Below are 25,023 nucleotides of genomic sequence, written 5' to 3'. Positions count from 1 at the left end.
ATGCGCATTCTTATCACCGGCGGTGCCGGATTCATTGGCTCCGCCCTGATCCGCCACCTGATTGAACACACTGAGCATGAAGTGCTCAACCTGGACAAGCTCACTTACGCCGGTAACCTCGAGTCGCTGGCCAGCATCGCGTCCAACAGCCGCTATGAGTTCGTCCAGGCGGATATCATCGACCAGGCCACCGTCAGCGCGTTACTGGCACGCTTCGAGCCCCAGGCGATCATGCACTTGGCGGCCGAGTCCCATGTCGACCGTTCCATCGACGGCCCGTCGGATTTTATCCAGACCAACATCGTCGGCACTTATAGCCTGCTCGAAGCTACCCGGGCCTATTGGCAGAAGCTGGCAGAACCCGCCAAAAGCGCGTTCCGCTTCCACCACATCTCCACTGACGAGGTGTACGGTGACCTGCACGGCGTAGACGATCTCTTCACCGAAACCACGCCTTATGCACCCAGCTCGCCCTACTCCGCGAGCAAGGCGGCCTCCGACCACCTGGTACGCGCCTGGCAGCGCACATATGGCCTGCCTGTACTGCTGACCAACTGCTCGAACAACTACGGGCCGTTCCACTTCCCCGAAAAGTTGATCCCACTGGTCATTCTCAACGCCCTCGCGGGCAAGCCACTGCCAGTCTACGGCGATGGTTTGCAAGTGCGTGACTGGCTGTTCGTCGAAGACCATGCCCGCGCGCTGCTGAAAGTCGTGACCACTGGCGTAGTAGGCGAAACCTACAACATCGGTGGCCATAACGAGCAGAAGAACATCGACGTGGTGCGCGGTATCTGCGCCCTGCTGGAAGAACTGGCACCACAACGTCCAGCCGGCGTGGAAAAATTCACCGATCTGATTACCTTCGTCAAGGATCGCCCGGGTCACGACCAACGCTACGCGATCGACGCCAGCAAAATCGAACGCGAACTGGGCTGGACTCCGGAAGAAACCTTTGAGACCGGCCTGCGCAAAACCGTACAGTGGTACCTCGATAACCTGGAATGGTGCCGCAGGGTCCAGGATGGCAGTTATCAAGGTGAACGACTCGGCAATACTGACGCTAAGGATCTGATCGCATGATGAAGGGTATTGTATTGGCCGGCGGTTCCGGCACCCGTTTGCACCCCATTACCCTGGGCGTGTCCAAACAGCTGTTGCCGGTGTATGACAAGCCGATGATCTACTACCCGATCTCGGTGCTGATGTTGGCGGGGATCAAGGACATCCTGGTGATCTCCACCCCCGTGGACCTGCCGCAATACCGTAACCTGCTAGGCGACGGTAGCCAGTTTGGTGTGCGCATCAGCTATGCGGAGCAGCCTTCGCCGGATGGGCTGGCCCAAGCGTTCATCATCGGCGAGGAGTTCATTGGCACTGACCCGGTGTGCCTGATCCTGGGGGACAACATCTTCCACGGCCAGCATTTCAGCGATCAATTGCGCGGCGCGGCCGAACGCCCGTCGGGTGCCACCGTGTTCGGCTACTGGGTCAAAGACCCGGAACGTTTCGGCGTAATCGACTTCGATGACGAGGGCCGCGCCCTGTCCATCGAAGAAAAACCGCTGAAGCCTAAGTCCCACTACGCCGTGACCGGCCTGTATTTCTACGACAACGACGTGATCAAGATCGCCAAGGCGGTCAAGCCTTCGCCGCGCGGCGAGCTGGAAATCACCGACATCAACAATGCTTATCTCCAGCGCGGTGATCTGCACGTAGAGCGGTTCGGCCGTGGTTTCGCCTGGCTTGACACTGGCACCCATGACAGCCTGCTGGAAGCGTCAACTTACGTTCAAACTATCGAACACCGTCAGGGCCTGAAAGTAGCCTGCCTCGAAGAAATCGCCTACGAAAATGGCTGGATCGATCGAGACTACCTGCTGGAACGCGCCAAATACTTCGGCAAAACCGGCTATGGTCAGTATTTGTACATGCTGGCCGAGGACACTAAATGAATGTGATCGCCACTGAGCTGCCCGATGTATTGATCATCGAGCCGAAAGTTTTTGGCGATGAGCGCGGCTTTTTCTACGAAAGTTTCAATGCCCGGGAATTTGCCCAGATCAGCGGCCTGCAACTGCAGTTCGTGCAGGACAACCACTCGCGGTCGCAAAAAGGCGTGCTGCGTGGCTTGCACTACCAGATAGAACACGCCCAGGGGAAACTGGTGCGTGTGACCGCCGGTGAAGTATTGGACGTGGCGGTGGACATCCGCCGCAGCTCCCCTCATTTTGGCAAATGGGCCAGCGTGCACCTGTCTGCCGAAAATAACCGTCAGCTGTGGATTCCACCGGGGTTCGCCCACGGTTTCGTCGTGCTCAGCGACTCCGCCGAGTTCCTCTACAAGACCACGGATTACTACACGCCGTCTGCCGAGCGTTGTATCCGCTGGGACGACACGGAACTCAATATCGATTGGCAGCTCAATGGCACGCCGACCTTGTCCGCCAAGGACCAGAACGGTAAGAGCCTGAAAGAGGCAGACCTGTTCCCATGACCGCGTCCCTGAAAATCCTCATCACCGGCCAACACGGCCAGGTCTCCCGGGAGCTGCAACAGCGGCTCCAGGGCCTGGGCGAACTCATCGTACTGGGCCGCGACCAGCTGGACCTCGCGGACGCAGACCTCATCCGCCAGCAGGTGCGTGCCCATCGCCCAAGCCTGATCATCAACGCCGCAGCCCACACTGCCGTCGATCTGGCCGAGAGCGAGCCCGACTCAGCGTTTGCCATCAACGCCATCGCCCCCGGCATCCTCGCCGAGGAAGCCAAGGCGTTGGGTATCCCGCTGATTCACTACTCGACCGACTACGTGTTCGATGGCAGCAAGCCTGCGCCGTACACCGAAAACGACAAGCCAAACCCCTTGGGCGTCTATGGCCAGAGCAAACTGGCGGGTGAACAGGCGATTGCAGCCGTTGGCGGCGAATACCTGATTTTGCGTACCAGTTGGGTGTATTCGAGCCACGGCAAGAATTTCCTGCTGACCATGCAGCGTCTACTGCAGGAAAAACCGCAGATGCGCATCGTCGCCGACCAGATTGGTGCGCCGACCTGGGCCGGAACCATCGCCAACAGCACCCGAGCGTTGATCGAGCGCTGGCAAGCGGGTAACGCTGGGGATTGGGGCGTTTACCACCTCACCGCCCAGGGTGAAACCTCGTGGTTCGGCTTTGCCGAAGCGATTGGCGAGCAGCTTCGTGCCAGCGGCCGTGCCTGCGCAGAGCTGGAGGCGATCCCTTCCAGCGCCTACCCGACACCCGCCAAGCGCCCGCTGAACTCGCGCCTCGATTGCAGCCGTCTGCAACAGCAATGGCACGTCAGCCAGCCGCAGTGGCAAGACGCACTGCACGAGTGTCTTGCGCAGCAGCACTAGGCATAATGCGCCTGTCCCCACAGGCGCATGATCCTCATGACTCCACCCCTTCCGCGAAGACCCCGCTGGCGCAGCCTCGCCCTGCTGGCATTGTGCCTGGCGCCGCTGCTGTGGCCGCTGGAGCACTTGGCCGAGCGCTACTACCGCAGCGAACTGGCCGGGCAAAACCGCCAGACCCTCGACCTGTACGTCGCGAACCTGCTGGGCACGCTGCACCGCTATGAAGTGCTGCCGCAGATCCTCGGTGACTTGCCCGCCCTGCGTACCGCATTGGCCGCGCCTCACGTCAGCACCAACCTGGCCAACGCCAACCTGCTGCTCAAGGACGTCGCCGCCCAGGCCGGGGTGGAAGTGATGTACCTGATGGACGCCACCGGTAAAACCCTCGCCGCGTCCAACTGGGATAAACAAGACAGCTTTGTCGGGCGCAACTTTTCGTTCCGACCGTATTTCAGTGAAGCCATGGCCGGGCACCTGGGGCGGTTTTTCGGCCTGGGCACCACCTCGGCCAAACGCGGCTACTTTTTCGCCGCTGCCGTGCGCGATGGCAACACAATCATCGGCGTGCTGGTGGTGAAGGTCGACCTGGACCACACCGAAAGCCTGTGGGGCAAAACCCCGGAACAACTATTGGTCACCGACCACAATGGCGTGGTGATCCTCACCTCGCGCCCGCAATGGCGATTCCGCGCTACCCGCCCGCTGACCGCTGAAGAGCGCCAGGCCATCATTGCCATCCAGCCCTACCCAACCCGCGACCCACAACCGCTGAGCCTCAGCAACAGCGCCTGGCTGCGCCAATCCACGGCCATTGCCGAGACCGGCTGGACCGTGGAAATTCTCGCCCCGCGCTCGCTGATCAACCGACCGGTGCGCACAGTGGTGGCCGTCGGTGGCGCGACGCTGTTGGTGCTGATGCTGTTGCTGGGATTAATGATGCAGCGCCGCCGCCATTACCTGGAACGCATCGCCTTCGAAGCCAAGGCGCGCCGCGAGCTGGAAATGCGCGTGATCGAGCGTACCAGCGATCTGGAGGGCCTTAACCGGCGCCTGAAACAGGAAGTGCTGGAGCGTGAACACGCCCAGCAAGAATTGGTGCGCGCCCAGGATGACCTGGTACAGGCCGGCAAACTCTCGGCACTGGGGACCATGTCCGCGAGTATCAGCCATGAACTGAATCAACCACTGGCGGCGATCCGCAGCTACGCGGAAAACGCCGAAATCCTGCTCGACCATGAGCGCACCAACGACGCCCGCGGCAACCTCAAGTTGATCAGCGAACTGACCGGGCGCATGGCCTCGATTATCGCCCACCTGCGCGCCTTTGCCCGGCGCGACCGCCACGCGCCGGAGAGCGTGGCCCTGCAACCGGCGCTGGATGACGCCTTGGCGTTGCTGGCCAAACGGCGACGCTCGATGGAGGTGGAGTTGATCCGCGATTTGCCTGAGGCAACCCTGTGGGTGCAAGCCGGTGAAACTCGCTTGCGCCAAGTGCTGGGCAACTTGCTGGCCAATGCCCTCGACGCCCTCACCGAAAAAGGCCCACCCCGTAAACTCTGGCTGAGTGCCGAAACCACCGCACAGGGCGTCAACCTGTACATTCGCGACAATGGCCCAGGCTTTTGCATGGAAGCCCTGGGTCGCGCGAGCGAGCCGTTCTACACCACCAAGACGCGCACCCAGGGCCTGGGGCTGGGCCTCGCGATCTGCGACACCCTGATGCGTGCCTTCGGCGGCGAGCTGTTGTTCGCCAACCACAAGGAAGGCGGCGCATTGTTAACCTTGAAATTGCGTGCCGGCTCGCCGGGCGTCAGTCTGCAACCGTCCGAGGACCGCAGTGTATGAGTATCGATAACCAGATTCAGGTGGTGTTGATCGACGACGACCCACACCTGCGTCAGGCCCTGTGCCAGACCCTGGACCTGGCCGGGCTGAACGTCCTGACGCTGGGCGAAGCCACCGGCCTCACCGAGCGCCTGTCGCGGGACTGGCCAGGTGTGGTGGTCAGCGATATCCGCATGCCCGGCATGGACGGTCTGGAACTGCTGGCCCAATTGCATGGCCAGGACCCAGACTTGCCGGTGCTGCTGATCACCGGCCACGGCGACGTACCACTGGCGGTGCAAGCCATGCGTGCCGGCGCCTATGACTTCCTTGAAAAACCCTTTGCCAGCGACGCCTTGCTCGATAGCGTGCGGCGCGCCCTGGCCCTGCGCCGGCTGGTGCTGGACAACCGCAGCTTGCGCCTGGCCCTCAGCGATCGCCAGCAACTGAGCACGCGCCTGGTGGGGCACTCGCCGCAAATGCTGCGCCTGCGCGAGCAAATCGGTGCCCTGGCCGCCACCCGCGCCGATGTGCTGATTCTTGGCGAAACCGGGGCGGGCAAAGAAGTCGTCGCCCGCGCGCTGCATGACCTGTCGAGCCGACGCAACGGGCCGTTTGTGGCAATCAACGCGGGTGCCCTGGCTGAGTCCGTGGTCGAAAGCGAGCTGTTCGGCCATGAGCCCGGCGCGTTTACCGGCGCGCAGAAGCGCCGTATCGGCAAGTTCGAATTCGCCAACGGTGGCACGCTGTTCCTGGATGAAATCGAGAGCATGAGCCTGGATGTGCAGGTCAAGTTACTGCGCCTGTTGCAGGAGCGTGTGGTGGAACGCCTGGGCGGCAATCAACTGATCCCGCTGGATATCCGCATTATCGCCGCCACCAAGGAAGACTTGCGCCAAGCCGCTGACCAAGGCCGTTTTCGGGCCGACTTGTATTACCGCCTCAACGTCGCGCCGCTGCGCATTCCGCCACTGCGCGAGCGTGGGGAAGATGCGTTGATGCTGTTCCAGCACTTCGCCGACGAAGCCAGCAGCCGTCACGGCCTGCCTTTGCACGAACTGCAACCGGGCCAGCGGGCGCTGCTGTTGCGCCACAGCTGGCCGGGTAATGTCCGCGAACTGCAGAACGCCGCAGAGCGCTTTGCCCTGGGCCTGGAGTTGGCGCTGGATGCCACGGCGGACAATCCTGCCACTGGCGTGCTGACCTCCACGCCCGGCGGCCTGAGCGAACAAGTCGAACAGTTCGAAAAAAGCCTGATCGCCGCCGAACTGACCCGCCCCCACAGCTCGGTGCGCAGCCTCGCCGAAGCCTTGGGCATACCGCGCAAGACCTTGCACGACAAACTGCGCAAACACGGTCTGAACTTCGCCGACAGCGCCAGCCATAGCGCTGATGACGAATGACATCCCATTCCCGCCAAGAGGCCGCCATGAGCCGCGACAGCCGTTACCTGGAATCCATCCTGCACCATGACATCCCCCTTACCCGGGAAATGGGCCTCAAGGTGCTCGACTGGCAACACAGCCAACTGCAACTGCATCTGCCCTTGGCAGCCAATATCAACCATAAGAGCACCATGTTTGGCGGCAGCCTCTATTGCGGCGCCGTACTGGCAGGCTGGGGTTGGCTACACCTGAAGTTGCGTGAAGAAGGGGTTGAAGACGGGCATATCGTGATTCAGGAAGGGCAGATCAGTTATCCACTGCCGGTGACGCAGGACGCAACGGTGGTGTGCCAGGCGCCGGAGGAGAAGATATGGAAACGCTTCGTGGCGACGTACAAGCGCTATGGGCGGGCGCGGCTGACGCTGGAAACCTGGGTTGTGAATGAGGGCAGTAAGGAGCACGCGGTGACGTTTACCGGGCAGTACGTCCTCCACAGCTAGCCGCCACTACACAAAACAAATGTGGAAGGGGGCTTGCTCCCGATTACTGTGCATCAGTCACAGCATTTTTGACTGACACGCCGTCATCGGGAGCAAGCCCCCTCCCACACGTTGATATGCCATGGCCTTGAGAACGGGCCAAGGTCAACAAGCGCCCACGCCACGCCGCCTAGCCGCCACTACACAAAACAAATGTGGGAGGGGGCTTGCCCGATTACTGTGCATCAGTCACAGCATTTTTGACTGACACGCCGTCATCGGGAGCAAGCCCCCTCCCACACGTTGATATGCCGTGGCCTTGAGAACGGGCCAAGGTCAACAAACGCCCACGCCACGCCGCCTAGCCGCCACTACACAAAACAAATGTGGGAGGGGGCTTGCTCCCTCCCACACGTTGATATGCCGTGGCCTTGAGAACAGGCCAAGGTCAACAAACGCCCACGCCACGCCGCCTAGCCGCCACTACACAAAACAAATGTGGGAGGGGGCTTGCTCCCGATTACTGTGCATCAGTCACAGCATTTTTGACTGACACGCCGTCATCGGGAGCAAGCCCCCTCCCACGCATTGATATGCCGTGGCCTTGAGAACGGGCCAAGGTCAACAAGCGCTCACGCCACGCCGCCTAGCCGCCACTACACAAAACAAATGTGGGAGGGGGCTTGCTCCCGATTACTGTGCATCAGTCACGGCATTTTTGACTGACACGCCGTCATCGGGATCAAGCCCCTCCCACACGTTGATATGCCGTGGCCTTAAGAACGGGCCAGGGCCAACAAGCGCTCACGCCACGCCGCCTTCGCCGGCAACGCCAAGAAGAACGGATTCAATAACGATGCCCGTGCCGGATAAGTGAACGGCGCGCCATTCAACTCCAGCACTTCACCACCCGCCCCTTCCAGCACACCTTGGGCGGCGGCGGTATCCCACTGCGACGTCGGCGCCAGGCGCGGATAGCAATCGGCACTTCCCTCGGCCAACAGGCAGAACTTCAGGGAACTGCCGATATTCGCCAGTTTCAACGCACCCAAACCTTCGCTCAAGCCCTCCAGCAAACGTTCTTGCTCAGGGCTCGAATGCCGACGGCTAGCCACCACGGTAAACGACTCACCCGCCGCGGGCGCCTCGCGCACCTGAATCGGCTTGGGCGCCTCGTTCACATCGGAACGCCAGGCCCCTAAGCCCGCACCGCCAAAGTAGCAACGGCCACTGGTGGGTATCGACACCACACCAAACACCACACGCCCCTGTTCGATCAGGGCGATATTGACGGTGAACTCTTCACTGCCGGCGATAAACTCCTTGGTGCCATCCAACGGGTCCACCAGCCACCAGCGCTGCCAACCGGCACGTACGCTCTGGTCGATATTCGCGTCCTCTTCAGACAGCACCGGAATGTTCGGATCAAGTGCGGTGAGGCCCGCCAGAATCAAGTGGTGAGCCGCCAAGTCCGCCGCCGTCACCGGAGAATCATCGGCTTTGGCGGCCACCGCCACATCAGCGCGCCAATACGGCAGGATGGCTTCGCCGGCCTGGCGCGCCAGCTCGATCACAGGGGCGATAAACGGGTGGCCTAAAAACAGCTCGCTCATGCGCTGAACGCTCCACGTTGGGTCAACAGGTCGCGTACCAGATACAGGGCGGCAAGCGCTCGACCTTCACTGAACTGCTCGTTTTGCGCCAACTGCGAGAGCTCACGCAGATTGACCTTGTCCACGCGCATCGGCTCAGGTTCGTCGCCTTCCAGGCGTTCTTCGTAGAGATCGGTGGCCAGGACCACCTGGATTTTCTGGCTCATGTAACCCGGCGACAGCGAAAGCTCGGTGATGTGCTCCAACTGGCGTGCGCCATAGCCGGCCTCTTCCTTGAGCTCGCGGTCTGCCGCCGCCAACACATCCTCACCCGGTTCAATCAGCCCTTTGGGCAAGGACAGCTCATACGCGTCGGTGCCGCCGCAGTACTCTTCGACCAGCAAGGCATGGTCCTCGTCGACCATCGCCACAATCATCACCGCGCCGTAGCCGGCACCGCGGCCCACAAGACGCTCGTAGGTCCGTTCAACGCCGTTGGAAAAGCGCAATTGCACTTCCTCCACGCGGAACAAACGACTACTGGCGACTATTTCGCGGGCGAGGACGGTGGGTTTCTGGCGCATAAGCGGCTCCTTGGCGTGATCGGGTTACTATACCGTGGCTTTTCCGATTGTCTGTGTCGGATATCTTTACTTACATGAGAACGCCCTATGCCCTCTATGCCCTGGCATGCCATCGACACTGTCCTGCTGGACATGGACGGCACCTTGCTCGACCTGCATTTCGACAACCACTTCTGGATGGAGCACCTGCCCCAGCGATACGCCGAGCTGCATGGCGTGAGTCGGGCCATGGCCGAGTTGGAATTGCAGCCTCTGTTCGAGCGTAACGCCGGACAGTTGCAATGGTATTGCCTGGATTTCTGGAGCACGGAGCTGAAGATCCCGGTGCGCGAACTCAAGTTGGAGACCGCCCACTTGATCGCCCTGCGCCCGGATGCCGATACTTTCCTGGCGGCAATCAAACAGGCCGGCAAACGCGTGATCCTGATCACCAACGCTCATCGTGACTCACTGTCGTTGAAGTTGGAGCGCATTGAGCTGGCGCCTTATTTCGAACGGTTGATCAGCTCCCACGACTACGGCTTTCCCAAGGAAAACCCGCAATTCTGGGACGCCCTGCAAGCCGATATCCACTTCGACCCAGCCCGTAGCCTGTTTATCGATGACACATTGCCGATCCTGCGCAGTGCTCGGGATTTTGGCGTGGGGCATTTGCTGGCGGTGAAAGAGCCGGACAGTCAGAAAGGACCTAAGGACACAGGGGAGTTTGCGGCAGTCGAGGACTACAGAGACCTCATTCACGGACTCTAAACGACAGTGGAAGGGGGATTGCCCCCCTTCCACAATTTTTCCCCGCGTATTACTCAGGGATACGCAGTGTCTGGCCTGGGTAAATTTTGTTCACATCTTTGAGCAACGGCTTGTTTGCCTCAAAAATTCTGTTGTACTGGTTGGCGTTACCGTACACCGCCAAGGAGATCGCGCTGAGGGTATCGCCTTTCTTCACCACGACGAAGCGAGCAGCGACAGCCGCTGGGCCGGTCACAGTGATCTGGTCATCAACGCTGGCCACACCGGCGATATTGCCCGCCGCCAGAATGATTTTTTCTTTCTCTTCCTGACTGGCCACTTCACCGGTAATCGTGACCTTGTCACCGTCAACCGTGGCATGCACGTTCGGGTTACCCAGCCCGACGTCCTCGATATGTTTTTTCAGCTCATCGCTCGCGTTTGCGTTACCCGGCGTCAACAGATCGATCAACTTCTCGCCAGCTTCCTTAACAAAACTCAAAATACTCATGGTGCGCTCTCCTTGGGATTTAATTTCCAGATGCCCAAGACTAGACCAGTCCTACAGACTTGGGTTCCAGCCCGGCTAAAGACTCAAAAACACCGCAAGCATCCGCCATTGGAATAAGCCCACAGCGAGCAGGCCCGGCGGCCTTGATCGACGCCATCTATCGGTAGATCAATACTGCCGATTAGACGCGACCCTTTGTCGCGCCTAGTCTAAACATTGGTTAATCCGCTGGTGGTACTGCCCCATGAACGCCAAGCGCCCAGTCTGCGCGGCGCCCGCCCTGGACAAGCTGGCCGACGTACTCAACCACGAAAAAATTCCGACCGACGGCACGCAGCCCCTGGCCAGCCTGCCATCGCCCACCGGCCTGGCCCTGCGATGGGCCCGCCGGTACAACCTCAATCTCATCCACCTGCCGCGAACAAGCGCGCTGCGGGCCTACAGCCCTGCGATGGAGCACCAGCCATGAGCCTTCACCACCAAGCCGACCAAACCCCATCCCCACGCTACAAGCCTTACAAAGGCCCGGCGGGCGGCTGGGGCGCACTGATCAGCGTGGCGCAAGCCTGGCTGACCAGCGATAACGCGCTGAAAAACCTGCGCATGATGCTCAAGACCAACCAGAACGGCGGCTTCGATTGCCCGGGTTGCGCCTGGGGCGACTCGCCGGAAAGCGGCATGGTCAAGTTCTGCGAAAACGGCGCCAAGGCGGTCAATTGGGAAGCGACCAAGCGCCGCGTCGACGCTGCGTTCTTCGCCAAGCACAGCGTCACGGCATTGCTGGAGCAAAGTGACTATTGGCTGGAATACCAAGGGCGCCTCACCGAGCCGATGCGCTATGACGCCGAGACCGACCGCTATACGCCCATCAGCTGGGAAGCGGCATTCGACTTGGTCGGCAAGCACCTCAACGCACTGCCCAACCCGAGCATGGCCGAGTTCTACACCTCCGGTCGCGCCAGCAACGAAGCCGCCTACCTGTATCAGCTGTTTGTGCGTGCCTACGGTACGAACAACTTCCCGGACTGCTCGAACATGTGCCATGAAGCCAGCGGCGTGGCCCTGGCTCAGAGTGTGGGCGTTGGCAAAGGCACCGTGACCTTTGATGACTTTGAACATGCCGACGCCATTTTCGTCTGGGGCCAAAACCCCGGCACCAACCATCCACGCATGCTCGAACCCCTGCGCGAAGCAGTAAAACGCGGCGCCCAGGTGGTCTGTATCAACCCGTTGAAAGAGCGTGGCCTGGAACGCTTCCAGCACCCGCAACACCCGCTGGAAATGCTCACCAACGGCGACAAGCCGACCAACACCGCGTATTTCCGCCCGGCGCTGGGCGGCGACATGGCCATCCTGCGCGGCATGGCCAAATTCCTGCTGCTGTGGGAGCGCCAAGCCCTCGCCGAAGGCAAAGAAGCGGTGTTCGACCACGACTTCCTCAATGAACACACCGCCAACGTACTGGACTATCTGGGCACCATCGATGACACCTCCTGGGAAGAAATCGTCGAGCAATCCGGCCTGACCCTGGTCGAAATCGAGCAAGCGGCGCGTATGTACGCCAAAGGCAAGAACGTGATCATGTGCTGGGCGATGGGCATCACCCAGCACCGCCACTCGGTACCGACCATCCAGGAAATCGCCAACCTGATGCTGCTACGCGGCAATATTGGCCGCCCGGGTGCCGGCCTGTGCCCAGTACGTGGCCACAGTAACGTGCAGGGCGACCGCACCATGGGCATCAACGAACGCCCACCGGTGGCGTTCCTCGATAGCCTGGAACGTCGCTTCCAGTTCCAGGTACCGCGGGAAAACGGCCACAACGTCGTGGAAGCGATTCACGCCATGCTCGAAGGCCGCGCCAAAGTATTTATCGGCCTGGGCGGCAACTTCGCCCAAGCCACGCCAGACAGTCCGCGAACCTTCGAAGCGCTGCGTAATTGCGACCTGACCGTGCAAATCAGCACCAAGCTCAACCGCAGCCACCTGATGCACGGTAAAGACGCGCTGATCCTGCCATGCCTGGGCCGTACCGATATCGACATCCAGGCCGATGGCCCGCAAGCGGTCACGGTGGAAGACTCCTTCAGCATGGTGCACGGCTCCAACGGCCAACTGCAGCCGTTGTCGAAACTGATGAAATCCGAGCCTGCCATCCTGGCCGGCATCGCCGCCGCCACCCTGGGCAGTAAACCCGTGGATTGGAACTGGCTGGTGGCTGACTACGGGCGTATCCGCGACCTGATCGCCGATACCATCCCGGGCTTCAAGGACTTCAACGAGCGCATCAAACACCCCGGTGGGTTCTACCTCGGCAACGCGGCCGGTGCGCGTCGCTGGAGCACACCCTCGGGCCGCGCCAACTTCCGTCCGAACATCCTGCCCAAAGACCTGATTCATGAACGCACCCATGCCACCGGCCGGGTGCCGGACCTGATCATGCAGTCGATGCGCTCCCACGATCAGTACAACACCACTATCTATGGCCTGGACGACCGTTATCGCGGGGTCAAAGGCCAACGTGACGTGCTGTTCGTCAACGAGGCCGACATCATCCGCCTGGGCTTCAAGCCGGGGCAGAAGGCTGACATCGTGTCGTTGTGGGAAGACGGCCGCGAGCGCCGCGTGAAGGGCTTTACCCTGTTGGCGTTTGATATTCCCGCCGGACAAGCAGCGGCTTACTACCCGGAAGTGAACCCACTGGTGCCATTGGAAAGCATCGGTGATGGCAGCCATACACCCACGTCCAAGTTCGTTGCGATTTGCTTGGAAGCGGCGAGTGACAACGGGCTGATCACAGCCAGGTCCGCCTAAAGTCTTCGGGCACAAAAAAGGCCGCTTTTGCATAAAAGCGGCCATTCCGTAAGTAGCTAAAGACCTGTAAAATCAACTTAAGTTCCCCATAAAAAACAGCAACTTATAAAATTGTATACAACTACTGCCGCTGGTCGGATTTCCATTGTCAGCGTCTCGATACAACCTCAGGATCGCGCCGTCATCCTCTTGAGGTCTCCCTAATGAAGTTCTCCTCGATTCTCTTGCTGTCCCTTGGCCTGGTCAGTGGCGCAGCCATGGCGGGTGGCACCGCCGAAGCCGGCGTGGGCGGCGCATTGGGCGGGGTTCTAGGTTCGGTCGTTGGCCAGCAGCTAGGCGGCAACACCGGCTCGACCATCGGTGCAGCCCTGGGTGGCGCGGGCGGCAGTGCGGTCGGTGCCGACAAACGCAGCCGCGGCGAAGCCGCTATTGGCGGTGCCTTGGGCGCGGCAGGCGGCAACGTTGTAGGCCGTAGTGTCGGCGGCAGCACCGGAGCCCTGGTCGGCGCAGCCGCCGGCGGTGGCGCAGGTGGTGCGCTGGGCAACTACATGGGCAACGAGAGTAATCGCGACGACCGCCACTACCGTGGGCGCGATAACCGTCGCTATGACCGTGATGACCATCGTGGCCGTGGCCACGCCTATGGACATCGCAAGAACAAGCATCACGACCGCTATGATTGATAAAGCCTGACCGTCCCAGGCCGGGTGTAGGCGTTCGCGCCTACACCACCAACTGCTGCAACGCCTCGCGCAACCTCCCCGGTATCGGTACAGGCTGGTTCGACGCCCTGTCCACAAACACATGCACAAAGCGCCCCGCCGCACAGGCTTCCTCGTCGCCTGCCTTGAACACCGCCAACTCATATTGCACCGAACTGTTGCCCAGCTTGCCCACCCGCAGGCCAACTTCAATGCGTTCGGGAAAGGCGATCGACGCAAAGTAATCACACGCTGAACTCACGACAAACCCCACTACCTCACCGTCATGAATATCCAGCCCGCCTTGTTCAATCAGGTAGGTATTCACTGCTGTGTCGAAAAAGCTGTAGTAGGTAACGTTGTTCACATGGCCATAGACATCGTTGTCGTGCCATCGCGTCGTGATCGGCTGGTAGTGGCGGTAATCGGCGCGCAGCGGCATAGCGTCAGGCATGGGTCAGTCTCATCAATGTGGTTTTCACAGGTCCCGCAACCGGGCTTGGGCCCACTCGCGCACTTCGGTGTAGGGGTAGTCCTCCAGCGCAGCAAAACCGGGAATACCCCGCGCCTTCAATTTGGTAAACAATGGCACGCTGATCCCCCCCAGGAAACGTGTCAGCCGCTCCGCATCCGGCAGGCAGCCGGTATGCTCATGATGCCTGTGGATAAAATCACCGCACAGCCCCATGAAGTTTTTATCCACAAGGGGTGACAGGCCCGGCGGAGCTGGCAGCTGGGTGACGTCGCCGTGGCACACCGAACAATGCCCACACTGCTGAGGCGCATTTTCATCACCGAAATACTGCGCCAGACGCTGCCCAAGACAATACTCGGTGGCGAACAAGTCGAGCATCGCGTGAATCCGCGCGACTTCCGTCACTTCGTGGTGCTTGAAGCCTGTGTATAACTCAGCGCTCAACACCTGTGGATCGAAGTCGGTATCCAGCAGGCTGTAGACCTCGGTCATCTGCTTGCTTTCCAACTCGATCAGCCCCTGCTCCTGGAAGTAGTCCAGTGCCTTCACCACCCGGTTGCGCTCGGCATTGTGCTGTTGATAAAGCGTATCGAAATCCACCGTTGCCCAAGTTTTCGCGCGCTTGCATACCTGCACAATCGCCGCGACAAACTGCTGCCGCTCGCCGGAAAACCGCGCCAGCAAGGCGTCAGGTTCCACCAGGTACTTGAAGCGGTACTCGGCATAAAACGCATAGCGCGGCGCAATCACGCCCTTGAGTTCCAACTGCACCAACAGGGTCTTGAGCGGCAGCTCGCGGATATTGCTGTGGTCCGACAGCGACCTGAGCAGGAACTCCCACTGCCCCTCGCTGCGCGCGCCCTGCAACTCGTCCAGCACACGGCGAATGCCTTCCTGCTCGGGGGTGTCACCGTACACGAAGTTTTCCAACACATTGAGGCTGTCGCGGTTAGCCAGCACCAAGCAATCCGAGGGCTGCCCATCACGCCCCGCGCGGCCGATTTCCTGGCTGTAGTTCTCGATGGATTTGGGCAGGTCGAAATGCACCACATTGCGGATGTCGCTCTTGTCGATACCCATGCCAAACGCGATGGTCGCGACAATGCAATTGGAACGCCCAGTCATGAAACGTTGCTGAATGCCCTCGCGCTTATCGTGGGGCAACCCTGCGTGATAGGCCTCGGCCTGAATGCCATTACGATTCAGATGCTCGGCAATCTGCTCGGCGGTTTTCTGCAAGGTGACATAGACGATACTCGGTTGGTCAGCCCGCTCGGTCATCCACTCCACCAGCCTGCGGCGCTTGTCCTGGCCGCTGACCGGCTCCACCAGCAGGTTGAGGTTGGGCCGGTAGAAGCCGGTGGTAATCACATCCCCGGGGGCAATCGCGAACTTGGCCTGCATATCGGCGATCACCTTGGGCGTCGCCGTAGCCGTCAGCAGCAGCGCCTGTGGGATATTGAATTGACGCTGATAGTCCGGCAGCTTCAAATAGTCCGGACGGAAGTTGTGGCCCCATTCGGAAATACAGTGCGCTTCGTCCACCACCAGCAGCGAGATCTGCACGCTTTGCAGGAAGTTACGGAAGCGCTCGTTCTTCAAGCGCTCCACGGAAATCATCAGTATTTTCAGCTCACCCGAACGCGCACGGGCCATTACATCGTTGGCGTCCTCGCGGCTCTGGGCCGAATCGATACTGCCCGCCGAAATGCCGTGGCGCTGCAAGAAACCCAGCTGGTCCTGCATCAACGCCAACAAGGGCGACACCACCAGCGTCAGGTGCGGTAGCAACACCGCCGACAGCTGGTAACACAGGGATTTACCCGAACCTGTGGGGAAAATGGCGGCGGCGCTACGCCCGGCCAAGACAGCGCTGACCGTCTCTTCCTGGCCCAAGCGAAACTGTGGATAACCGAAGACCTGTTGGAGGGTGTCGTGCATAAGGCTGTCACTCCATTGACCGCTGAACGAGCCCAAAACATAGACCAGCGCGTTCAACGAATCGAGAAAGGTCACAAGGAGAAAAGAGACAGGATGATACACAGGGTGCAGCAATGGCCTTGGGCCGAATTCAACAAGTTCGAATATGGCTGTAGGAAAAGCATCAACCAAATGTGAGAGGGGGCTTGCTCCCGATGGCAGTGTGTCAGTCAATAGTTTCCTGACTGATCAACCGCCATCGGGAGCAAGCCCCCTCCCCCATTTCAGATTTGCACTACCGCTGAATCAACGGTTCTGGACGCGCTCAATCGCAGTGTCATACACCGGGTTGGCCTTCTGCTCCTTGGCCAACTGGTAATGACGCAACGCATCCGGGAACTGCCCAGCCGCTTCGTAGATCCGTGCAATGTTGTAGTACGACCCTGCCCGCACCGTCGCAGCGTTAGCGCCGGTAGCCAGGGCGATAGCCTTGCGGTTGGCCCAGATAGACTCAGCGGTATTGCCGGCCTTCTGATACGCCAGCCCGAGGTTGCCGTAAGCCTTGCCAAAACCGTTGTCCAGGTCGATAGCCTGACGGAACAGTTCGATAGCCTGGTTCAGGTTACCCGCCTGATAGGCCGCCTCGCCTTGCACGTTCAGACGCTTTGCATCGGCCTGCGCGGAAGAACTGACGGCTACGGCTGTGACCGCGACGCTGTCATCGAGCAATGGCTTCACTTCGTTCAACACATTTGCTGCATCCACGGTCACGCCGCTGAAGGTATTGATGTCCTGGAAGTCACCGCTGCCGGTCATGCGGAACACGGTCCACAGGTTGCCACTGCGGTTCTGCGGCACGTAGTACGTGCGCACCAGCGATTGGCCCATGTACACGAACACTTTGGCTTCGCTGTTGGACAGCTGACGCGAACCCGGATTACCGCCATTGGTGAAGTCGTGCACGGCATAGACGTAGCTCTCGCCGTAGTGCTTTTTCTGCAGAGTGATGGTTTCCGGGCCGTAGCTGTCGGTGTCATCCACATCCAACTCGGCATCGGTGCCGTTCTTGTTCTCAAAATAGATGTTGTTACCAGGGAAGATCATATGGGAGTCGAGGTCTGCCGGGGTTTTGCCCCAAGTCAGCACCACACGCAGGCCATCGAGGTTTTCCATCACTGGGCTGATGGCATAGGTCATGCCTTTGCACGGGCACTTCACTACCAGGTTGGAATAGCCGGGCTTCTTGATGATCAGCAGGTTGCTGGCATCGTCAGCCGCTTCGCTGGTCAGCGTCACTTGGCCTTGAGCGTTGGTGCGACCCACCACGTTCTGCGCGCCGTTACGCTGCAGCAGCACCTCGGCGTCGGCGATTTTCTGGTCCTTGACCACCGCACTGAGCACCTCAATCGGCAACTGCTCGGCCTGGACAGAAAACGCGACCGCACACAATGACATCGCCGAGGCGATACGAAGCAAACCCATGCTTAACTCCCTTTAAGTAGTTGACGGAATCGTCCTACAGAATTTTGCGGTGAAACATACTCTGAATTCAGATTTTTGGCGTGATTTTTATACGGTTTGTGACGTGGTTTTTATCCTGCCTTTCCCCTGATGCATTGCGCTACAATCAAAGCCTTGCGACCCAGGAGCACGCTGCAATGAGCGAAGCGACGTTTGAGCAAAAACAGGATCATTACCACAAGATCCGCCGTTCCAATTATTTGGCCAGCCTGCGCCTGGAAGGATTCGATACCCAGCCGGCCGACGTCGACAAACCCCTGCCGACCCGCGAAGCCGTTCTTGCCAAGTACCGCAAAACGCCACACTGATGCTCGACAAATACGGGGTGGGCCAGGATCCGTACTGCTTTCCCGGTAGCAGCGTCTTGCGCAACCGCCTCGATTTGCGCGACGAACGACTTCTGCACCAAGCCGAACGAGAATTATCCGAAATCGCCGTAGGCAGCCTCCCGCTCTACCCTCCGCCCTACGACCTCGACCGCTTGCAACACATACACCGCACCCTGTTCGGCGACATCTACGACTGGGCTGGCGAGTTGCGCAGCGTCAATCTTCAGAAGGGCGACACCTTGTTCTGCACCCCAGAGCGCATCCCCCCGGAAGCGGCCAAAATCATCCAGCATATGGAACGTGCCAATTGGTATGTCGGTTTGGGCCAGGCTGAACTGGTGCCCCTGATTGCCGAGGCTTATGGCGACCTCAATGTCATCCACCCCTTCCGCGAAGGCAACGGCCGGGCGCAACGGATTCTGTTCGAACAGATCATCGTGAATGCTGGGTTTTCCGTGAACTGGTGGCTGGTGAAACACGCGGCGTGGATACCGGCGAATATTGATGCGGTGGCGTGTGATTATCGAGGATTGGAGGCGATTTTTGAGCGGTGTATCAGCAAGCCTCTGAGTGCCTGATCGAACTGCGAACGATTAAACCATCTGTTTAGTGCTCGAAAACAACCTCACTTCTAAGGTTCAGTTCGTCGCTGCCAATTCAGCGACCGGGTTTAGTCACTCGAAAACAGCACACAGTCCGCCACCCAGCGTTTGGCCACGGTGATGTCGGTTACCTAACAGCAAACCGAGCACGTCAACAACACAAAGCGATCCGCTACACAGCTCCCACATTTTGCCAGTTCAACCGGCCAAATCGGTATCAAGCCGTAAACCCAGGAAGCCACTGTAAGAAACCTCCAAATGGCGCGTCGCCCGCGTCCCAAACGGCTTCAAACAGCCTCTCGCCCCTCTACAGAAATGCCTTTCGCCTGGACGAAACTAGCGCCCTCTCCAAGCACTGTCGGCATAAATTTGTGAACATCGAAAGGACTCAATATATCGACCACTATGGCATCACTTTCACGGTGATTCGCCTTACACCGGTAACCTGTGGCGAGCGGGCTTGTCCCGCGTTGGGGCGCGTAGCGCCCCCAAAGAAGGACGAATGCGGTGTACCCGATACTCCGCAGAGACAGCTTTTGGGGCAAGCCCCCTTGGTGCTGCACATCATTGCCTAACCAGCCGCACACAAAAAAGCCGCCTACTGGAGGCGGCTTTTTCATAACAGCTAAGGCTTACAGCTTAGGACCGGCAGCCTTGATCGCGTCACTCACTTCAAACTTCTTGAAGTTCTCGATGAACAGACCCGCCAGCGCTTTCGACGCTTCGTCGTAAGCAGCCTTGTCAGCCCAGGTGTTACGTGGGTTCAACAGGCCGGTTTCAACACCCGGTACGGCCAATGGCACGTCGAGGTTGATGGTATCGAGGTGTTCAGTTTCAGCCCCGACCAACGCGCCACTCTGGATCGCTGCGATCACGCCGCGAGTGGTCGGGATGTTGAAGCGTTTGCCAACGCCGTAGCCACCGCCGGTCCAGCCGGTGTTGACCAGGTAGACCTTGGAGCCGAAGCCGCGGATGCGCTTGATCAGCAGCTCTGCGTATTCGCCGGCCGGGCGCGGGAAGAATGGAGCGCCAAAGCAGGTGGAGAAGGTCGACTTGATACCGCTGCCGGAACCCATTTCGGTCGAGCCCACCAATGCGGTGTAACCGGACAGGAAGTGGTAGGCCGCTTGTTCTTCGCTGAGGATCGACACTGGCGGCAGTACGCCGGTCAGGTCGCAGGTCAGGAAGATCACCGCGTTTGGCTCGCCACCGAGGTTTTTCTCGGAGCGCTTGGCGACGTGCTCAAGCGGGTAGGCGGCGCGACTGTTCTGGGTCAGGCTGACATCGGTGTAGTCGGCGTGCTTGGCATCGTCGATAACGACGTTTTCCAGCACAGCGCCGTGCTTGATGGCTTTCCAGATGACCGGCTCGTTCTTCTCGGACAGGTCGATGCACTTGGCATAGCAACCGCCTTCGATGTTGAACACCACGCCTTCGCCCCAACCGTGTTCGTCGTCACCGATCAGGTAACGGCTTTCGTCAGCGGACAGGGTCGTTTTGCCGGTGCCGGACAGGCCGAAGAACAGGGTCACGTCGCCTGCTTCGCCAATGTTGGCGGCGCAGTGCATCGGCAGTACGTCGGAAGCCGGCAACAGGTAGTTCTGCACCGAGAACATGGCTTTCTTCATTTCACCGGCGTAACGCATGCCGGCGATCAGCACTTTTTTCTGGGCGAAGTTGAGGATCACGCAACCGTCGGAATTGGTGCCGTCACGCTCAGGCACGCATTCGAAGTTGGCCACGTTGAGCACTTGCCATTCGTCGCGGCCGGCCGGGTTGTACTGGGCCGGATTGATGAACAGGCAACGACCGAACAGGTTCTGCCAGGCAGTCTGGGTCGTCATTTTCACGGCCAGGTAGTGGTCTTCTGCAGCCCCTACGTGAACGTGGGAAACGAAATGCTCTTGCGCGTTGTTGAACGCCTCGACGCGAGCCCACAGGGCATCGAACTTGTCGGCCGGGAACTTGCGGTTGATCGGGCCCCAGGCGATGGAGTCCTGGGTGGAAGGCTCTTCAACGATGAAACGGTCGACCGGCGAACGACCGGTACGGTGACCGGTTTCTACGACCAGCGCGCCAGTATCGGCAAGCACGCCTTCACCGCGCTGCAGGGCTTCTTTGACCAGATCGTCAACACTCAGATCGGTGTATACGGCGTTATTGGCTTGCGTCATGAGGTTCCCCGTCGGCCTATGGCCGAGTGCTCCAAACGTTTTGTAGTAGAAAGTTGCGCACTACTACCGCGAAAAAAGTGGGCCGGATTATGCCAGAAAAGCCCAAAAAGAGTAGGGCCCTCCCGTCAGAACAGCGCTATCTCGGCATTTGTCAGGTGATTTACCTGTGCTTAAACGTTTTAGTGGCGGGTATCGGAAGGGGTGTCGATGCCTGCGCCGGCAAACAATTGGGCTACATCGGCCGCATCAAACAGGTAGCGCTGGTTGCAGAACTGGCAATCGATCTCGATATGGCCACCGTGCTCCACCACCAATTCCTGGGCATCTTCCAGGCCCAGGCTCACCAGGGCATTGGCTGAGCGCTCGCGGGAGCAGCTGCAATGGAACCGCAGGCCCTGCACGTCGAACAGGCGCACGGCCTCTTCGTGGTAGAGGCGATGCAGGATGGTCTCGTTATCCAGCCCCAGCAGTTCTTCAGCGGTGAGGGTGCCGGCCAGGGCAGTCAGGCCGCGCCAGCTTTCGTTACGCTCGTCTTCGTCCTTGATGCGGTCGGCGGGCAGCTGTTGCAGCAGCAGGCCACGGGCGCGCTTGCCATCGGCGTTGAGCCAGAAGCGAGTGCCAATTTGCTGAGACATCACGAAATAGTTGGTGAAGCAGTCCGAAAGCGTCTCGCCGTCGAGGTCAACGATGCCCTGGTAGCGCTGGCCTTCAGTCGGGTCGACCGTGAGGGCCAATACGCCGTTGGGCATCAGGTCAGCCAGTGTGGCGTCCGGGGCGATCTGGTCGGCTGCATAACGGGCCAGGCCACGGATTTCGCGTTCGCTGGAGCACTCGATCATCAGCAACGGGATCGGGCCTTCGGAGCGGGCCTGCAAGATCAGCAAACCGTCGAACTTCATGGTGCCCACCAGCAACGCAGCCGCCGCCATCAACTCACCGAGCAGTTGCGCGACCGGCTCCGGATAGGGGTGCTTGGCAAGGACTTCGGCATAGCTGCGCTCCAGCGAGACCAGTTCGCCACGGGCGTCGTTCTCATCGAAGATGAAGCGTTGGGTGAAGTCGGTATCCGGTAGATCAGTCATAGGTCTGGGTATCTGAGTTGAAGAATATTGACGCAAAGATGCAGCAGTTTAGAAACAATCCGGGTTTGTTCCAAGCCAAGTAAAGCCCTAAGCGATTACCGGCGCCTTCAATCGTCGTTGCCACTGCCACGAAACTTGAACAGGTCACGGCGCTGCTTCTTGCTCGGCTTGCCGTCGGTGCTCACACCCAGAGCACCCGCTTTGCGCATCGCGGCCGCATTCTCGCGCTTGGCGATACTGGCCTCGGTCTCCGCATACAACGCCTGCGCTTCGGGCGCCCCACGTCTGATAATGGAAAGTGCCTGGACCACGACGGTCTTTTCATCAAAACCTGTACGAATCTGAAACTCATCGCCGACGCGCGGTTCCTTGCCTGGCTTGCAGCGTTCACCGCGATGGTGCACCTTGCCACTCTCAATGGCTGCCTTGGCCAGGGCACGGGTTTTGTAGAACCGTGCGGCCCACAGCCACTTGTCCAAACGGACCTTTTCTTCCTCTTCCTGCTTCTGAGCCACCTGAATTCCTCGCTCTGAAAAATGTCGCAACCTTACCGTTGAAACCCTTCGACGCATAAACCCCAAGGCTCACCTAAGATACGCCAGGTAGCACCCTGTTTTCGCGAGGATACGCCGTGACCGACTTCCCCACCTCACTCACCTCGCCGAACCAGCGTTGCGTTGGCTGCCAGCAGAGCGAGCCGCTAGGGTTTGACTTTGCTTTTGCCTACCAGCCTATCGTAGACCTTCGGGACCAGTCGATTTTCGCCCACGAGGCGCTGGTGCGTGGCACACAGGGCGAAGGGGCGCTGTCGGTACTGAACCAGATCAACGAAACCAACCGCTACCGCTTCGATCAACGTTGCCGCACCCAGGCAATCGCCGGCGCCGCCGCCCTGGGGATGCAAACCTGTCTTTCGATTAACTTCATGCCCAACGCTGTCTATCGACCAGAACTGTGTATTCGCAGCACCCTGGAAGCAGCGCGAGCGCATAATTTTCCGCTGGACCGGCTGATTTTCGAGACATTGGAAAGCGAGCATGTAGATAACTATCGCCATTTGACGAATATTCTGCGTGAATACCGCGAATTCGGTTTCAAGACCGCCATCGACGATTTCGGCGCGGGCTATTCGGGGCTGAACCTGCTGGCCGACTTCCAACCTGACCTGATCAAACTCGACATGGCGCTGATCCGCGATGTTGACCAGGATCGTGTCCGCCAGGTTATCGTCCAGGGGATTGTCACAATCTGTGAGCAGTTGGGGGTTACTGTCATTGCCGAAGGCATCGAAACTGCCGGCGAGCGCGACTTCCTGTCCGACTGCGGAATATTTCTGATGCAGGGCTACTGGTTCGCCAAGCCTGCATTCAAAGCCTTGGCCGAGGTTTCACCGCTGGCCTGGGCGCACTAATCGGTTACCCATATTGAAGACATTTGACCATTTGACCGTTGTGGGTCTGCGTGAGTGGGTGGCACTTCCCGACCTGGGCGTGGCTGGCCTGCGTGCGAAGATTGACACCGGTGCCAGCACCTCAAGCCTGCACGCCACCGACATCGAGCCGTTTGAGCGCGACGGCGAGAAATGGGTGCGCTTTACCGCGCACCTGGGCAGCGTTGTGCAACTGCGACACCGGCGCTGCGAAGCGCCGCTGGTGACAATGAAGACTATCAAGAGCTCCAACGGCCACGCACAGGTGCGCTACGTGATCAGCACTACCCTGGCATTGGGTGATCGGGTATGGCGGGTGGAGTTCACGCTCGCCTGCCGCAAGGCCATGCGTTACCGCCTGCTGTTGGGCTCCAAGGCGCTGATAGACGGCCAGTTGGTGGTCAACCCCGGCGTCAAGTACGTTCAAGACAAGCCGGTGTTCCCGGTCTCTACTATTTCTGCCCCAGGTGCTGCATGAAGATTGCTGTGCTGTCGCGAAACCCGCGTCTGTATTCCACCCGCCGCCTGGTCGAGGCCGGCACCGAACGTGGCCATGAAATGGTGGTGATCGACACGTTGCGTGCCTATATGAACATTGCCAGCCACAAGCCGCAGATCCACTACCGGGGCAAGCCGCTGGAGGGGTTTGATGCGGTGATCCCGCGCATCGGCGCATCAGTGACGTTCTATGGCTGCGCGGTGCTGCGCCAGTTTGAAATGATGGGGGTATTTCCTCTGAATGAATCCGTGGCCATCGCGCGTTCTCGGGACAAGCTGCGCTCGCTGCAATTGTTGTCGCGCCGAGGTATCGGACTGCCGGTTACCGGTTTTGCCCACTCCCCGGATGACATCCCCGACCTGATCGAGATGGTCAATGGCGCGCCGCTGGTGATCAAGGTGCTGGAAGGCACCCAAGGTATCGGTGTGGTGTTGTGTGAAACCGCTACGGCAGCGGAGTCGGTGATCGAAGCGTTCATGGGCCTGAAACAGAACATCATGGTGCAGGAATACATCAAGGAAGCAGGTGGTGCGGATATCCGCTGCTTCGTGGTGGGCGACAAGGTGATTGCGGCGATGAAACGCCAGGCCAAGCCGGGCGAGTTCCGCTCCAACCTGCACCGTGGCGGCAGCGCCAGCCTGATCAAGATCACCCCGGAGGAGCGCATGACCGCCCTTCGGGCAGCCAAGGTGATGGGATTGAGTGTGGCAGGGGTGGATATCCTGCGCTCCAATCATGGCCCATTAGTGATGGAAGTGAACTCGTCACCTGGGCTGGAAGGGATCGAAACCACCACCGGCAAGGATGTGGCGGGGATCATCATTCAGCATCTGGAGAAGAATGGTGGGCCGAACATGACCCGGACCAAGGGCAAGGGCTGATACCCCGTAGGGTGTGGCACACCACAAAACCAATGTGAGAGGGGGCAAGCCCCAATGCCAGGCAGACTATCACTGTGGCGAGCGGGCTTGTTGTGGCGAGCGGGCTTGTCCCGCGTT

24 protein-coding genes and 1 pseudogene are annotated in these 25,023 nt (G+C 59.7%); 16 read left to right on the top strand and 9 right to left on the bottom strand.

Annotation, left to right across the window (positions count from 1 at the left end; translation table 11 throughout):
- Genes rfbB through M5B43_RS16915 form a run of 7 tightly spaced genes read left to right on the top strand, consistent with a single transcriptional unit; the run spans position 1 to position 7,084 of the window.
- Entirely contained in the window at positions 1 to 1,083 is a 1,083-nt protein-coding gene (gene rfbB / locus M5B43_RS16945; RefSeq protein WP_248751166.1) for a dTDP-glucose 4,6-dehydratase, read from the top strand.
- Positions 1,080 to 1,955: a glucose-1-phosphate thymidylyltransferase RfbA gene (gene rfbA, locus M5B43_RS16940; protein WP_248751165.1), complete on the top strand. Its 876-nt coding sequence runs from the start codon at positions 1,080 to 1,082 to the stop codon at positions 1,953 to 1,955. The genes rfbB and rfbA overlap by 4 nt, the downstream gene beginning before the upstream one ends.
- Positions 1,952 to 2,497 carry a dTDP-4-dehydrorhamnose 3,5-epimerase gene (rfbC, locus tag M5B43_RS16935; protein ID WP_248751164.1) on the top strand — a complete coding sequence of 182 codons (546 nt, stop codon included), beginning with the start codon at positions 1,952 to 1,954 and terminating at the stop codon, positions 2,495 to 2,497. The genes rfbA and rfbC overlap by 4 nt, the downstream gene beginning before the upstream one ends.
- Positions 2,494 to 3,375, top strand: coding sequence for a dTDP-4-dehydrorhamnose reductase (gene rfbD / locus M5B43_RS16930; protein ID WP_248751163.1), 882 nt, complete (start codon positions 2,494 to 2,496; stop codon positions 3,373 to 3,375). Before rfbC ends, rfbD begins: the two co-directional genes overlap by 4 nt.
- A gap of 36 nt (positions 3,376 to 3,411) precedes the next feature.
- Positions 3,412 to 5,220 carry an ATP-binding protein gene (locus M5B43_RS16925; protein ID WP_248751162.1) on the top strand — a complete coding sequence of 603 codons (1,809 nt, stop codon included), beginning with the start codon at positions 3,412 to 3,414 and terminating at the stop codon, positions 5,218 to 5,220.
- Entirely contained in the window at positions 5,217 to 6,602 is a 1,386-nt protein-coding gene (locus M5B43_RS16920) for a sigma-54 dependent transcriptional regulator (RefSeq protein ID WP_248751161.1), read from the top strand. Before M5B43_RS16925 ends, M5B43_RS16920 begins: the two co-directional genes overlap by 4 nt.
- A 26-nt stretch (positions 6,603 to 6,628) precedes the next feature.
- The gene (locus M5B43_RS16915; protein ID WP_248751160.1) at positions 6,629 to 7,084 is read left to right on the top strand and encodes a thioesterase domain-containing protein; all 456 of its coding nucleotides are present in this window, start codon (positions 6,629 to 6,631) and stop codon (positions 7,082 to 7,084) included.
- Positions 7,085 to 7,839: 755 nt separating this feature from the next.
- Here M5B43_RS16915 and cysQ read toward each other — a convergent pair.
- Both cysQ and nudE read right to left on the bottom strand, forming a co-directional pair.
- On the bottom strand, positions 7,840 to 8,676 hold the full coding sequence (gene cysQ / locus M5B43_RS16910) for a 3'(2'),5'-bisphosphate nucleotidase CysQ (protein WP_248751159.1): 837 nt from the start codon (positions 8,674 to 8,676) through the stop codon (positions 7,840 to 7,842).
- Positions 8,673 to 9,239, bottom strand: a complete 567-nt coding sequence (nudE, locus tag M5B43_RS16905) for an ADP compounds hydrolase NudE (protein ID WP_248751158.1) — start codon at positions 9,237 to 9,239, stop codon at positions 8,673 to 8,675. The genes cysQ and nudE overlap by 4 nt, the downstream gene beginning before the upstream one ends.
- A gap of 87 nt (positions 9,240 to 9,326) precedes the next feature.
- Between nudE and yrfG the strand changes: the two genes are divergently transcribed.
- Positions 9,327 to 9,989, top strand: a complete 663-nt coding sequence (gene yrfG, locus M5B43_RS16900; RefSeq protein ID WP_248751157.1) for a GMP/IMP nucleotidase — start codon at positions 9,327 to 9,329, stop codon at positions 9,987 to 9,989.
- Positions 9,990 to 10,038: 49 nt separating this feature from the next.
- Here the strand turns inward: yrfG and lysM are convergent, their stop codons facing one another.
- Positions 10,039 to 10,479, bottom strand: coding sequence for a peptidoglycan-binding protein LysM (gene lysM / locus M5B43_RS16895; protein WP_248751156.1), 441 nt, complete (start codon positions 10,477 to 10,479; stop codon positions 10,039 to 10,041).
- 277 nt (positions 10,480 to 10,756) lie between these two features.
- On the opposite strand from lysM, the pseudogene M5B43_RS16890 reads away from it, so the two are divergent.
- From M5B43_RS16890 to M5B43_RS16880, 3 genes and pseudogenes are all read left to right on the top strand, one after another.
- Positions 10,757 to 10,948: pseudogene (locus M5B43_RS16890) on the top strand (sulfurtransferase FdhD); the annotation flags it as partial.
- On the top strand, positions 10,945 to 13,293 hold the full coding sequence (locus M5B43_RS16885; RefSeq protein WP_248751155.1) for an FdhF/YdeP family oxidoreductase: 2,349 nt from the start codon (positions 10,945 to 10,947) through the stop codon (positions 13,291 to 13,293). The pseudogene M5B43_RS16890 and the gene M5B43_RS16885, both read left to right, overlap by 4 nt.
- 203 nt (positions 13,294 to 13,496) lie before the next feature.
- Positions 13,497 to 13,976 (top strand): YMGG-like glycine zipper-containing protein, encoded by a 480-nt coding sequence (locus tag M5B43_RS16880; RefSeq protein WP_248751154.1) that lies wholly within the window; start codon positions 13,497 to 13,499, stop codon positions 13,974 to 13,976.
- 40 nt (positions 13,977 to 14,016) lie between these two features.
- Here the strand turns inward: M5B43_RS16880 and M5B43_RS16875 are convergent, their stop codons facing one another.
- The 3 genes from M5B43_RS16875 to M5B43_RS16865 form a co-directional block, all read right to left on the bottom strand.
- Entirely contained in the window at positions 14,017 to 14,448 is a 432-nt protein-coding gene (locus tag M5B43_RS16875) for a thioesterase family protein (protein WP_248751153.1), read from the bottom strand.
- Positions 14,449 to 14,472: 24 nt separating this feature from the next.
- The gene (locus M5B43_RS16870; RefSeq protein WP_248751152.1) at positions 14,473 to 16,410 is read right to left on the bottom strand and encodes a RecQ family ATP-dependent DNA helicase; all 1,938 of its coding nucleotides are present in this window, start codon (positions 16,408 to 16,410) and stop codon (positions 14,473 to 14,475) included.
- Between the two features lie 285 nt (positions 16,411 to 16,695).
- On the bottom strand, positions 16,696 to 17,871 hold the full coding sequence (locus tag M5B43_RS16865; RefSeq protein ID WP_248751151.1) for a hypothetical protein: 1,176 nt from the start codon (positions 17,869 to 17,871) through the stop codon (positions 16,696 to 16,698).
- 176 nt (positions 17,872 to 18,047) lie between these two features.
- On the opposite strand from M5B43_RS16865, the gene M5B43_RS16860 reads away from it, so the two are divergent.
- Positions 18,048 to 18,218 (top strand): YhfG family protein, encoded by a 171-nt coding sequence (locus tag M5B43_RS16860; protein ID WP_248751150.1) that lies wholly within the window; start codon positions 18,048 to 18,050, stop codon positions 18,216 to 18,218.
- Entirely contained in the window at positions 18,218 to 18,817 is a 600-nt protein-coding gene (locus tag M5B43_RS16855) for a putative adenosine monophosphate-protein transferase Fic (protein ID WP_248751149.1), read from the top strand. Before M5B43_RS16860 ends, M5B43_RS16855 begins: the two co-directional genes overlap by 1 nt.
- 656 nt (positions 18,818 to 19,473) lie before the next feature.
- Here the strand turns inward: M5B43_RS16855 and M5B43_RS16850 are convergent.
- The 3 genes from M5B43_RS16850 to M5B43_RS16840 all read right to left on the bottom strand — a co-directional run bounded on the left by M5B43_RS16850 (position 19,474) and on the right by M5B43_RS16840 (position 22,612).
- Entirely contained in the window at positions 19,474 to 21,015 is a 1,542-nt protein-coding gene (locus tag M5B43_RS16850) for a phosphoenolpyruvate carboxykinase (RefSeq protein ID WP_248751148.1), read from the bottom strand.
- 179 nt (positions 21,016 to 21,194) lie between these two features.
- On the bottom strand, positions 21,195 to 22,097 hold the full coding sequence (gene hslO / locus M5B43_RS16845; RefSeq protein ID WP_248751147.1) for an Hsp33 family molecular chaperone HslO: 903 nt from the start codon (positions 22,095 to 22,097) through the stop codon (positions 21,195 to 21,197).
- A 107-nt stretch (positions 22,098 to 22,204) separates the two neighbouring features.
- On the bottom strand, positions 22,205 to 22,612 hold the full coding sequence (locus tag M5B43_RS16840; protein ID WP_248751146.1) for a S4 domain-containing protein: 408 nt from the start codon (positions 22,610 to 22,612) through the stop codon (positions 22,205 to 22,207).
- 116 nt (positions 22,613 to 22,728) lie between these two features.
- Here M5B43_RS16840 and M5B43_RS16835 point away from each other — a divergent pair, with 116 nt between their 5' ends.
- The 3 genes from M5B43_RS16835 to rimK are packed head-to-tail and all read left to right on the top strand — an operon-like array spanning position 22,729 to position 24,906.
- A complete protein-coding gene (locus M5B43_RS16835) occupies positions 22,729 to 23,508 on the top strand; it encodes an EAL domain-containing protein (RefSeq protein WP_248751145.1) in 780 nt (259 codons plus the stop codon).
- Positions 23,509 to 23,539: 31 nt separating this feature from the next.
- Positions 23,540 to 24,004: an ATP-dependent zinc protease gene (locus M5B43_RS16830; protein WP_169986753.1), complete on the top strand. Its 465-nt coding sequence runs from the start codon at positions 23,540 to 23,542 to the stop codon at positions 24,002 to 24,004.
- Positions 24,001 to 24,906: a 30S ribosomal protein S6--L-glutamate ligase gene (rimK, locus tag M5B43_RS16825; RefSeq protein WP_003187674.1), complete on the top strand. Its 906-nt coding sequence runs from the start codon at positions 24,001 to 24,003 to the stop codon at positions 24,904 to 24,906. The genes M5B43_RS16830 and rimK overlap by 4 nt, the downstream gene beginning before the upstream one ends.
- The last annotated feature ends 117 nt before the right edge of the window (positions 24,907 to 25,023 follow it).

Origin of the sequence: Pseudomonas sp. MWU15-20650 (assembly GCF_023242475.1) — a bacterium.
Taxonomy (GTDB): domain Bacteria; phylum Pseudomonadota; class Gammaproteobacteria; order Pseudomonadales; family Pseudomonadaceae; genus Aquipseudomonas.
This window is presented reverse-complemented; position numbering and strand designations above follow the sequence as displayed.